This window comes from Glutamicibacter sp. BW78, assembly GCF_002332245.1.
Lineage (GTDB): Bacteria > Actinomycetota > Actinomycetes > Actinomycetales > Micrococcaceae > Arthrobacter_H > Arthrobacter_H rhombi_A.
Genome location: NZ_NRGU01000014.1, coordinates 55600 through 67354 on the forward strand (window position 1 = coordinate 55600; position 11755 = coordinate 67354).

Annotated in this window: 12 protein-coding genes; 1 reads left to right on the top strand and 11 read right to left on the bottom strand. The window is 62.4% G+C overall.

Annotated features, from left to right (window positions below):
• Positions 1 to 1143: a bifunctional 2-methylcitrate synthase/citrate synthase gene (locus tag CIK75_RS02715; protein WP_086994590.1), complete on the top strand. Its 1143-nt coding sequence runs from the start codon at positions 1 to 3 to the stop codon at positions 1141 to 1143.
• Positions 1144 to 1582: 439 nt separating this feature from the next.
• Here the strand turns inward: CIK75_RS02715 and CIK75_RS02720 are convergent, their stop codons facing one another.
• The 11 genes from CIK75_RS02720 to CIK75_RS16140 form a co-directional block, all read right to left on the bottom strand.
• Positions 1583 to 2140, bottom strand: coding sequence for an NUDIX domain-containing protein (locus CIK75_RS02720; RefSeq protein ID WP_096223146.1), 558 nt, complete (start codon positions 2138 to 2140; stop codon positions 1583 to 1585).
• An 18-nt stretch (positions 2141 to 2158) separates the two neighbouring features.
• Positions 2159 to 3148: a site-specific tyrosine recombinase XerD gene (gene xerD, locus CIK75_RS02725; RefSeq protein ID WP_086994595.1), complete on the bottom strand. Its 990-nt coding sequence runs from the start codon at positions 3146 to 3148 to the stop codon at positions 2159 to 2161.
• 16 nt (positions 3149 to 3164) lie between these two features.
• On the bottom strand, positions 3165 to 3830 hold the full coding sequence (locus CIK75_RS02730) for an NUDIX hydrolase (RefSeq protein ID WP_086994597.1): 666 nt from the start codon (positions 3828 to 3830) through the stop codon (positions 3165 to 3167).
• Between the two features lie 3 nt (positions 3831 to 3833).
• Positions 3834 to 5522, bottom strand: coding sequence for a CTP synthase (locus CIK75_RS02735; protein ID WP_086994600.1), 1689 nt, complete (start codon positions 5520 to 5522; stop codon positions 3834 to 3836).
• Between the two features lie 63 nt (positions 5523 to 5585).
• Positions 5586 to 7325 (bottom strand): DNA repair protein RecN, encoded by a 1740-nt coding sequence (gene recN / locus CIK75_RS02740; RefSeq protein WP_096223147.1) that lies wholly within the window; start codon positions 7323 to 7325, stop codon positions 5586 to 5588.
• A complete protein-coding gene (locus CIK75_RS02745; protein WP_086994606.1) occupies positions 7322 to 8332 on the bottom strand; it encodes an NAD kinase in 1011 nt (336 codons plus the stop codon). Before CIK75_RS02745 ends, recN begins: the two co-directional genes overlap by 4 nt.
• Positions 8333 to 8428: 96 nt before the next feature.
• On the bottom strand, positions 8429 to 9226 hold the full coding sequence (locus CIK75_RS02750) for a TlyA family RNA methyltransferase (RefSeq protein WP_086994609.1): 798 nt from the start codon (positions 9224 to 9226) through the stop codon (positions 8429 to 8431).
• Entirely contained in the window at positions 9223 to 9399 is a 177-nt protein-coding gene (locus CIK75_RS15975; protein WP_241895246.1) for a hypothetical protein, read from the bottom strand. Before CIK75_RS15975 ends, CIK75_RS02750 begins: the two co-directional genes overlap by 4 nt.
• 49 nt (positions 9400 to 9448) lie before the next feature.
• Entirely contained in the window at positions 9449 to 10423 is a 975-nt protein-coding gene (locus tag CIK75_RS02760; RefSeq protein WP_086994615.1) for an HAD-IIA family hydrolase, read from the bottom strand.
• A gap of 15 nt (positions 10424 to 10438) precedes the next feature.
• Positions 10439 to 11386, bottom strand: coding sequence for a hypothetical protein (locus CIK75_RS16290; RefSeq protein ID WP_179204201.1), 948 nt, complete (start codon positions 11384 to 11386; stop codon positions 10439 to 10441).
• 74 nt (positions 11387 to 11460) lie between these two features.
• A partial coding sequence (locus tag CIK75_RS16140) for a hypothetical protein (RefSeq protein ID WP_158225870.1) occupies positions 11461 to 11755 on the bottom strand: 295 nt, incomplete at its 5' end.

Below are 11755 nucleotides of genomic sequence, written 5' to 3' on the forward strand. Positions count from 1 at the left end.
ATGAGCGAAACCGAGACCGACATCAAAAAGGGCCTGGCCGGGGTCGTCGTCGACTACACCGCCGTCTCCAAGGTCAACCCTGATACCAATTCCCTGCTCTATCGCGGCTACCCGGTCCAGGACCTGGCTGCCCAGAAGAGCTTCGAAGAAGTGGCGTTGCTCTTGTGGACCGGCGAATTACCCAGTGCCGCGGAACTGGAGGAGTTCGTCTCCTACGAACGGGCCAACCGCGCCTTGGAGGACAACGTCAAGGCCGCAGTGGACCTCTTGCCGCTGGAATGCCACCCGATGGACGTGGCCCGGACCGCGGTTTCGGTCCTCGGTGCCAACCACCCGTTGGCCGAGGACCCGTCCCCGGAGGCCGAGCTGGAAAAAGCCAAGTCGTTGCTGGCCCGCTTCCCTGCGGTCCTGGCCTACGATCAGCGTCGGCGCCGCAATCAGGACGTCGTCGCCCCGCGTGATGATCTGGACTATTCGCAGAACTTCCTGTGGATGACCAATGGTGAAGAAGCGGCACCTGAGGTCGTGGACGCCTTCCGTGTCTCGATGGTGCTGTATGCGGAGCATTCGTTCAACGCCTCGACCTTCACCGCCCGGGTGATCACCTCGACGCTCTCGGATATGCATTCGGCAGTCGTCGGGGCCATCGGAGCCTTGAAGGGTTCCTTGCATGGCGGTGCCAACGAAGCCGTCATGCACACCTTCGAGGAGATCGGCATCCGCAAGGATGAGACCCGCGAGGCTGCGGCCATCCGTGCCAAGAAATGGATGGAGGAAGCGCTGGCCGCCAAAAAGAAGGTCATGGGCTTCGGCCACCGGGTCTACAAGAACGGCGACTCCCGCGTTCCCACGATGAAGAAGGCGCTCGACGCAATGATCGCCCACTTCGGCCGCGACGAGATCCTGGGACTCTACGATGGCCTCGAGGCGGCCATGGCCGAGGCGAAGCACATCAAGCCGAACCTGGATTACCCCGCAGGCCCGACGTACCATCTGATGGGTTTCGACACCCAGATGTTCACCCCGTTGTTCATCGCCTCACGTATTTCCGGCTGGACAGCGCACATCATGGAACAGCGCGCCAACAACGCGCTGATCCGCCCGCTGTCCGCCTACAACGGTCCGGACCAGCGAGAGCTATAAGGCCTGAGTCATTTCGAGCACCGGCGGTGCGGGCCCCACAGGGGGTTCCGCACCGCCGTTCTTTTTTCAGGTCCCAGGTTGCTGCTCGTGGCACGGGGCAGGGAGTTGTCGTGAAGTCCTGACCGAAGGTGCACCACCCCGGCGCCGGGGCATGGAAGCTCTCCGACGTCCAGGCTCGGCGGCAGTCTGCTCCCGATCCGGAGCCCGGGCATTGCCGCAACGTCGCAGGTCACGGCCCGCATGGAACGAACGCTGCGCCTGCTTGACGAGGCTAGATCTGTCACGGCCTTCCACTCGTTCGCTCAGCGCAGCAGAGGGCGTCCATTCAAAAAAATAGACGTTTAATCGTCTAGGCGATTTATCGACTGGATGATTGTTGCAATTCTCATTCTTTCCCCGGTTGGCGCCTCCCAGCAGCAGATCCCGGCTCCGGCCTTGGCTACGAAGTGGTGGGAAAGTCAGTTTCAATGGCGGGAGTGTCAGGGAGCTGACGCGCAGGCCAGTCAATGGTGGCGAAGTGGGCCACCGATTCGTTGTCCTCCCCCAGGCAGACCAGGGCGTCGAAGCGTTCACCGGAGAATATCCGGTTCAGCCACATCGGCGAGTCCTCCCACATTTGGGGCAGGGGTAGATGTCCGACCGGATACCATCCTGGTACGAGCTCGTCCGAGGGAGCCGCCATGCCGGAGAAGTCAGAGGTCAAGAAAACCTGGCAGTCCATATCTGCTGCGTGGTTGGCCGGAAAACGGAAGTAGACACGGGCTGCAGGTTCCAGCGATGCCGGATCCGTGATCAGCGAGGTTTCCTCTCGGAGCTCCCGTGCCGCCGCTTGGGCCGGGCTCTCCCCCGGCTCGATCTTTCCGCCGGGTGCCACCACGTGCCCGACACCGAACCCCCGTTGCTTCAGCCCCAGCAGCACTTGACTGCCAGTGAGCCCGCGCAGGATGGGCAGGCACAGGACGACCTGAACGGGAGAAGCTGCCGGTGTGGGTGCCATGGTGTTGACGGTCCGTTTCTAATGGTGTGCGCGGGGGTGCGTCGCAGCATACACCTCGCGGAGAGTCTGGGCATTGAGCATGGTGTAGATCTGCGTAGTCGTCACCGAGGCGTGGCCGAGGAGTTCCTGGACCACACGGACATCGGCACCGCCTTCCAGCAGATGGGTGGCGAAGGAATGTCTGAGCGTATGCGGGGAGACGTCCTTGCCGATGCCTGAACGTTCCGCGGCCACTTTGAGTGCCGTCCAGGCCGATTGCCGGCTCAGCCTGCCACCACGACGATTCAAAAACAGCCCGGGGGTTCCCTGCCCCTTGGCAGCCATTCCGGGGCGGCCCCGGACCAGATAGGCCTGCAAGGCCGTAGCGGCGTAAGACCCCAGGGGAACCACGCGCTCCTTGGATCCCTTGCCGAATAGTCGGACGATGGCAGGGCCGTCGGACGGCCGCTCCAGGTGCAGGTCATCGACGTCCAGTCCCACTGCCTCGCTGATACGCGCACCGGTGGAATACAGGAACTCCAGCAATGCCCGATCGCGGAGCCCCGATTCGGAGTCGGTGGGGACCGCTTCGAGAAGCGCGGTCACCTCGGCAACGCTGATGGCCTTGGGCAGCCGCTGCCCGGCAGCTGGCGGATGGAGGTCCGCAGCGGGGTTGTCGTTGGTGGTCCCCTCCAGGACCCAGAACCGGTGCAAGCCCCGGACGGCAACGACACTGCGGGCCGCGGAGCGGGCGCTGAGGGGAGCCCCACCATCGGAACCGTCACGGAGCGATTGGGAGAACTCGGTCAAATGATGGCGGGTGATTTCTGTCGCGGATTCAACATCTCTACCGGCGAGGAACGTCGCGTACCGTTGCAGATCCCGGCGATACGCCGCCACAGTGTTGGCTGCCATCCCTCGTTCGACGGCGACGTGCTGCAGATAGGCGGCCAACTCTCTGGCCAACGGTCCGGGAACCCCCTCACCGTCTCCGGCGGCTGCCGGCTCCGGCGTCACGGCCGTGGACATGTGCTCACCCGCTTCCCTATCCCCCGGAAGCCCGCAGACGAGGGTGGGCCGTCCACGGCTCTTCGGCAGGCCGCAAACCGGTGAAGTCTTGGGCCCGAGCAGCGGCGGCAGCCATGACGCCGGCGACTGCCGAAAGGTTATGAATATTTCCGTCCAGCACCGCCTGGACGGCGTCGGCAAGCGGAACCCACTGCCATTGCATTTCCGCTTCTTCCTCCGTGCGTTCGAAACGCTGGTCGGCGGGAACGAGGTGCGGATCGCGGGCCAGATAGATGCGTAGTGCTTCACTGGAGGAACCTGGTGAATTGAACATATCCACCAGGACATCCCACCGACCGGCCGTCAGATCTGCTTCTTCGGCCAATTCTCGAGCTGCCGCCTGCAGCGGTCGCTCCCCCTCCATGTCGAGCAGCCCTGCGGGGATCTCCCATAACTGCATGCCCACCGGATGACGGTATTGCCGCACCAACAGCACCCGGTCCTGGTCGTCGAGGACCAGGGTAGCCACGGCACCGGGATGGTCGATGTAGTCCCGCACCAGGGGGGCGGCACCTTCGGATAATTCGAAGGTGTCCTGCAAGACATTCCAGATGCGCCCCGAATACACGGTTTCGGAATGCAGCACCCGGCGCCGGCTGGTTTCATCTACCGGCGCCGTGCTCTCTCGCCCTCGGCTGGTCATGCTCTATCGACCGGCTTTCTGGTGCTCCAGCCCCGCCTTGATCAGGCCGGCGAACAGCGGGTGCGGCCTGGTGGGACGCGAGCTGAGCTCCGGATGGGCCTGCGTGGAGACGTAGTACGGGTGCTGGTCTGCCGGGAGTTCAACGAATTCAACCAGCTCGCCATCCGGGGAAGTTCCAGAGAAGACCAATCCGGCGTCCTCCAGCTGCTTGCGGTAGCTGTTGTTGACCTCGTAGCGGTGACGGTGGCGTTCGGCGACCTCAGTGGTTCCGTAGGTCGCAGCCACGACCGTTCCTTCGCCCAAGATCGCGTCGTAGAGACCCAGACGCATCGTGCCGCCCAGATCGCCCTTGCCATCGACGATATGCTGCTGCTCGGCCATCGTGGCGATGACCGGATGAACGGAGTCGGGTTCGAATTCGGTCGATGAGGCTTCAGCCAGACCGGCGACGTTTCGGGCGTATTCGATGACCATTGACTGCAAGCCCAAGCAGAGGCCCAAGGTCGGCATCGCGTTCTCACGGGCGAACTTCAGCGCGCCGAGCTTGCCGTCGAGGCCGCGGATGCCAAAGCCACCGGGAACGCAGATGGCGTCTACCCCGTGCAGCGCCTTTTTGGCTCCTGCGTCGGTGGCGCAATCATCCGACGGGACCCAACGAATTTTGACCCGGGCACCATTGGCGAAACCACCGGCGCGGAGCGCCTCGGTGACCGAGAGGTAGGCGTCGGGCAGTTCGATGTACTTTCCGACCAGCGCCACTTCGAGCTCGTGGTCGGGGTGGTGGACCACATGCAGCAGGCGGGTCCACTGCGTCCAATCGACATCCTTGAACTTCAGGCCCAGGGCCTGCACGATATAAGCGTCCAGCCCCTGATCATGGATCTTCACGGGGATGTCGTAGATACTCGGAGCGTCGGCGCAGTTGATGACTGCCTCGGGATCGACGTCACAGGTCCGCCCGAGTTTCTCCCGCATTTCGTTCGGGATTTCGCGATCCGAACGGATCACCAAGGCGTCTGGCTGGATGCCGATGGAGCGCAATGCCGCCACAGAGTGCTGGGTCGGCTTCGTCTTTAGCTCATGGGACGGACCGATATAGGGGACCAGCGAAACGTGGACGAAGAACACATTATTGCGACCGACGTCCTGGCGCACCTGGCGTGCTGATTCGAGGAAGGGCTGTGATTCGATGTCGCCAACGGTGCCACCAATTTCGGTGATGATCACGTCGGGTGCGTCGTCAGCCTCGGAGGGCAACCGCATGCGGCGCTTGATCTCGTCGGTGATATGCGGGATGACCTGGACAGTGTCGCCTAGGTAGTCGCCACGACGTTCTTTTTCGATGACCCGCGAGTAAACCTGACCGGTGGTTACATTGGCCGAACCGTCGAGGTTCTCATCCAGAAAGCGTTCGTAGTGGCCGATATCGAGGTCCGTCTCGGAACCGTCGTCGGTCACGAAGACCTCGCCGTGCTGGAAGGGGTTCATCGTGCCGGGATCCACATTCAGATATGGATCCAGTTTCTGCATGGTCACCGTGAGGCCACGTGCCCGCAGAAGGTGACCGAGGCTTGAAGCCGTCAGCCCCTTTCCGAGGGACGACGCCACACCACCGGTGACAAAAATCTGCTTGGTAGTTTCGGACCGGGACTTGGAAAATGTTCGCTGCACCACGGGGTTCGAGCCTATCATCTATTTGCTGGACGGGTTGTCGTCAATCTACCTCCCGGACGCCGTCGTTGGCATCCGAAAAAGCTATGTCACGAAGCTCGAAACGGCCTGACGAGCGCTTTCGAGCAGTTCCTCCGCATGCGCCTGCGCCGTGTCGGAGTCTTCCGCTCCGGCCAGCATGCGTGCCAACTCACGCACACGATCGCCCTCTTCGAGCCGGACGACGTCGCTGGCGGTGAAACCCGCGCCCTCCTGTGCTTGAGCATCGGAGTTCTTGATCACCCGGATATGTCTTTGGGCATAGGCAGCAACCTGCGGCAGGTGGGTCACCACGATCACCTGAACATGACGGGCCAGCATGGCCAGCCGTTTTCCGATCTCGACGGCTGCCTTGCCACCGACTCCGGAATCGACCTCATCGAAGACGAACGTCGGCACCGGATCGGTTTCGGCCAACACGACCTCGATGGCCAGCATGACACGCGAGAGTTCGCCCCCGGAGGCACCCTTGCCGAGGGGACGAGGAGCACTGCCCGCATGGGGTTGCAGCAACATGGAGATGTTGTCGGCCCCATGCCTGACCGGTTCCTCGGCGTCGGTGACTTCCACGACGAATTGGGCGTCGGGCATCGCCAGGGCTGCCAACTCGGCGCTGACGCGTTCGGAGAGTCGCTGCGCCGCGGCACGACGAAGAGCACTAAGGGCCGCGGCCTGCTCTGTCAGCCGCCCCTGCAGGCCCTCCAGTTGGCTCTGGAGGGCCTCAACCCTTCCAGTGTCGTCCTGCAGGTCCATATGCCGCCTGCGCGCAGTCTCGGACCAGCTGATGACTTCGTCGACGGTCGGGGCATATTTACGGATCAGTTGGTTCAGAACCGAACGACGTTCCTCGACCTCGGCCAGCCGCCCGGGGCCGTCTCCGTCGAGTGCCGCGAGATAGCTACCGAGTTCCATGGTCACGTCGGCAACGAGGATGCCGATCTCTTGGACCCGGCTGCCGAGCACCCGCAATTCCGGATCATCATCGGCGACGAGTTCGAGGGACCGGCGGGCAACGTCGACCAAACCGACGGCGTTGGGATCCTCACTGAACTCATCTCCGCTGAGCGCCGCATGGGCTGTGACGGCAGCGGACCGGAGTCCTTCGACGTTTCCCAGTTTCTGGGCTTCGGCTTTGAGGTCTTCGTCTTCGCCCGGCCGCGGGTCGACGGCATCGATTTCCTCCAGCGCCAGTTGTAGGGATTCTGCCTCACGGGCCCGTTCGCGGGACGCGGAGGTGATCTCTTCCAGCTCCATCCAGACGGCCTTCCAGCCGTCAAAGGTCTCTTGGTAGTCGGAACGTGCCGTGGCCAGCTCCGGCCCCCCGAACTTGTCGAGGGATTCCCGTTGGGCCACCGCGCTGCGCAGGCGCAGTTGGTCGCTTTGTCCGTGCACTGCTACCAAGTGGGATCCGAGTTCCGAGAGCAATCCCACCGGAGCTGAGGTGCCCCCGACGGCGGCCTTGCTCCGACCTTCGGCGCTGAGGATCCGCGCCAGGATCAACTCAGAATCCCCATCGTGTTCTTCCACCAGGGCACCGCTATCTTCGGCGCGGGCGACGGCGGGACTACCTGACGGCAAACGCAATGTGGCTTCGGCGACGGCTTGCTTGGCTCCGTGACGGACCGCCCCAGCATCGGCACGATTGCCGAGCAGGAGTCCCAAGGCAGTAACAACCATGGTTTTACCGGCACCGGTCTCACCGGTCACGACCGTGAAGCCCGGGTCCAGCTCCAAGGTGGCCCGGGTGATGACGCCGAGGTCGGAGATACGGATCTCCTCGATCATGGGTGCTGCTCCGAGTCTGGACGCGGCTGGTAGTGGCGGGGCTCGACAACTTGGAGGGGCGAGGTCACCACCGGCAGCGCGGAGGTGGCTGTATCTCGGTGCGCATCGGCCACAGGACCACGCCAACCACTGGTCGGCAGTTCAAATTTACGCACCAGACGTTCGCTGAACGGCGTGCGGTTCACGCGGGCCAAACGCACCGGTTTAGAAGAACGGGTGACCTCAACTCGAGACCCTGGCGGAAGGTCCAGTGTCCGGCGGCCATCGCACCACAGCACGCCCTGGGCATCTGTACGTGTCAGCATTTCGATGGCCATGGTCGACGTCGGTGCGACGACCAATGGTTTGGCGAATAAGGCATGAGCGGAAATCGGCACCAAGATCAACGCTTCGACCCCTGGCCACACCACCGGACCACCGGCAGAGAAGGCATAGGCAGTCGACCCGGTAGGGGTGGCCATGACCATGCCGTCACAGCCGAAAGTGCTGATGGGTCGGCCATCGACCTCCATAACGACTTCGATCATCCGTTCGCGGTTGGCCTTTTCCACGGCGGCCTCATTCAACGCCCAGGTGTGGGCAATCCGCCGGTTTCCGAGCCAGACCTGCACGTCAATGGCCATGCGTTCTTCGACAACGTAATGACGGTTCACGACCCAGTCCACGGTTTGGCGTAGATCTGCTCGCTCACTTTCAGCAAGGAATCCAACATGACCCAGGTTGACGCCCAGAAGTGGGACCGCAGACTCGCGCACCATTTCGGCGGCACGCAACACGGTGCCGTCACCGCCGAGGACCATGCCGAGGTCGATATCGCTCAGTGAGACGTCTTCGTCAAGGACCTCCACTTCGAGGCTTTTGCCGTCGGGGGCATTGCGCACGTTCCGGAGTTCTTCGCGGCGCATCACGGGAACGAGCCCGGAGTCGCGCAGTCGAAGACAGGTATCCAACGCCGCCCGGAGGGCGTCTTCCCTCCCGGTGTGCGCCAGGACGAGTATTCGTCTCATGCGTTCCTTCCCTTATGTGAACCTACTTCACGGTAGACGAAGGCGTAATGGTCTCCGGTTCCTGACACGGAGGGGTCCGTCCGAAACGGGTTCCCTTCAAGAGTAGTCAACTTCTGGCAGTCTCGGGGATTCCGTGTCCAGTTGTGGGTAGGCTTCGGTGGCCGCGGAGCGAAGCCGGAGGAAGAACTCCACATTTCCATCCTGTCCGGGCAGTGGGCTTCGGGCCAACCCGGTCAGAGTGAGTCCGGATTCCCGGGCGGCTTGCACCACCCCTGCGACAGACCGTCGTCGAAGTTCGGTGCTTGTGACGACGCCGGTCCGCCCGAGGTTATCTCGCCCCACCTCGAACTGGGGTTTAACCATCAAGACCAGTTCCCCGCCAGGACGGGTCACACCAGCCAGGGGCCCCACGACCAGACGCAAGGAAATGAAGGAGAGGTCAGCGACGACCAGGTCGACGGGGCCACCGATCATTTCACTGGTGACTGCACGGATATTCATTCCTTCATGCACGTCGACACGCGGGTCATCGCGGATCTCCCGGACCAATTGGTCATGCCCGACGTCGACGGAGATCACTCGGCTAGCTCCACGCCGCAAGAGAACCTCTGTAAATCCACCGGTGGAGGCTCCTGCGTCTAGACAACGACGACCCTCCACGACGACGTCAGTAAAGGCCCCCAGCGCGCCAGCGAGTTTATGTCCGGCCCGGCTGACGTATTCCTCCCCTTCCGCATCACCCACGGACAGGTGTTGGGACTCCGTCACGTGCTTCGCTGCCCGTGTCACCAAGTGGCCATCAATGCTGACGCGCGAATCGGCAATGAGCTGAGCCGCATGGGTCCGCGAACGAGCCATGCCGCGGGCAACGAGTTCTTGGTCGAGTCGGCTCATGCTTGGGCAGGATCCTCATCGAGCGTACGTTGCAAGGCTTCATGCACGGCAGAAAATACTGCCTGGTGTTCTTCAACAGGCAGCCCCTCCAGGACATCCAGGACTTCGAGCTCTTCGTCGACGACAGGATCACCAGTAGTCCCGGCGTGATGTTCGTCCTTGGGGTTATCCACGATGGTCCTCCTCGTCTACGGGGCAGCGATTACGACGCCGAACGGTGCCTTATGAACTGAAACTGATTTCCGGTGTTGTGCGCTCGGTTGAATGCGGATTCGCGTACCACCACGCGCAGCAGGCTGCACGCCAACTGTTGAGGTCCTCCCGCGAACCGGTCACGGTAATCTTCCCGTTCTCCACGCCGGCACGCGCTTGCCCGCAAACGATCTGCTTTCCGGTGGCCTGCACAATCGGATAGTCCGCATACAGTTCGGCAAGGGTCCCCAAGAGATACCGCGGACGCTGATCGGTCGGAGCACCAAGGATGGACTCGGGATCATCTACCCCGGTGAGTACAACAGCGGTCGCGAAACCAGCACGGTTCCCGCCGAGGATATCGGTGTCCAGACGGTCACCCACCACCAATGGTTTCGCAGCCTCGAGTTGCTCTGCGGCGACATGGAAAAGCAATGGCTCGGGTTTGCCGGCAACAACGGGTTTCACTGATGTTGCCGACGACACAGCCCGGACCAGCGAGCCGTTGCCGGGGGCCATTCCACGAGCTCGTGGAATGGTCATGTCGGTGTTGGTGACCACCCACAACGCCCCGGCATTCAGTGCATGAGCTGCTTCAGCCAGATCGCACCAGTTCACCTCGGGGTCGAACCCCTGAATGACTGCGACCGGCGACTCGTCAGCGGACTCTGCCAGCGCAAAGCCGCGTGAGACGACGCAATCACGTAAGTACGCGCTACCCACCACCAGGACTTTGCTCTGCGCCGGGATGCGTTCCGCCAACAAGTCAGCGCCGGCATCAGCCGAACCAAAGACCGTGCTGGCCTCCGCCGGGGCGCCAAGTTTGCGAAGATGCCGCGCAACCACTTCCGGGGACCTTGAGGCATTGTTGGTGATGTAGGCCAGCTCGACCCCGACACCAGCCAATCGCCCCAGCGCTTCGGGGGCTCCCTCAATGGCATTCGGACCGGTATAGACGACACCGTCGAGATCTGAAAGGACGGCGTCGAAAGCGGAAATCAACATAGCGAGCTGAATATCCTACTGGTCGGTTTCGGGCGCGTGGGAGGACGGTTCTCCGTCGGAATCGGTCTGACCCGGCTCCTCAAAGCTGCCACTCGTCTCGACATTTTCCGTGCCTCGGAACTCTGCGGTGCTCGAGCTTTCAGATTCCGATGTAGAGCCAGCCGTCTCGCCCGAAGCCGCACCCCCAGAACGCTCATCCGGCGTCGTGCCAGCATCATTGACAATGTCTCGTGCGCGCGGCTTGTCGTCCTCTGCGGAGTCATCGTCATCGCCCAGGTCCATGATGTCCGGATCTTGGAATTCTCCGACTCCGAGGGCCCGTTCAGCCAACGTAATCTGGCGACGCCACAGTTCGGCCTCACCCTTCTTGCCTACGGCTTCCAGTGCCAGGGCATAAGCCTCAAACAGACGCGGGCTGAAAGAGAAGGCCCGGTTGATGTCGAGCTGAGGAATCTGCAGTTCGTTCAAGGCAGCCTCATGGTTGCCCAGATCCGCTTGTGCTCCGGCGGCCACGATGGCCATCTCAACACGGCCTGGTGTATCCAACGTTGTCGCTTCTTCACTGTGCGCCGTCTCGAGCGCCTTCTCCGGCCGCCCCAGACCGCGTTCACAGTCTGCCATGACAGGAAGGTGGATATTGGACCCACTAATTCGACGGAACGTGCGGAACTCACGCAGAGCCTCTGCGTAGTTACCGGCAGTGTATGCGGTCAGGCCTACGGCCTCACGCACAACAGCTACACGTCCTCCCCGCCTACTCGCAGCCATGGCGTGCTCATAGGCGGTATCCGGCTCAAGGTCGATCATGCGCCCAGCCATCACCAGGTGCTTGGCAACCCAATCAAAGTTCTTCTCATCCAGGTAACGCAGCTCGGCACGAGTGATCCGGTCCAGTTCCTTACCCGTAACGTCGGAGTCAATCTCAGGAGAGCGCGGACGATCGGCTCGGTTGGAGACTCGCAAGTCAGCAGGATTATGCGCCGGGCGTTCTCCATCATCCAGACCAGGGAAATTACGTCGCGTATCGTCCCCGCGCTTCAGCTCACGTGGTTCAGCTGAATCCTGCTTATTCCTGAAGCCACCGTCAAAACGCTTTTCCTTGCCGCGGTAGCCGACATCCTTACGATCATTGCCACCGCGGTAACCACCCTCACGACGGTCGGCTCCCCCGCGTGGGCCGCCTTCACGACGATCATTACCACCGCGGAAACCACCTTCACGACGGTCATTGCCACCGCGGTAACCACCCTCACGACGGTCGGCTCCCCCGCGCGGGCCGCCTTCACGACGGTCATTACCGCCGCGGAAACCACCTTCACGACGGTCATTGCC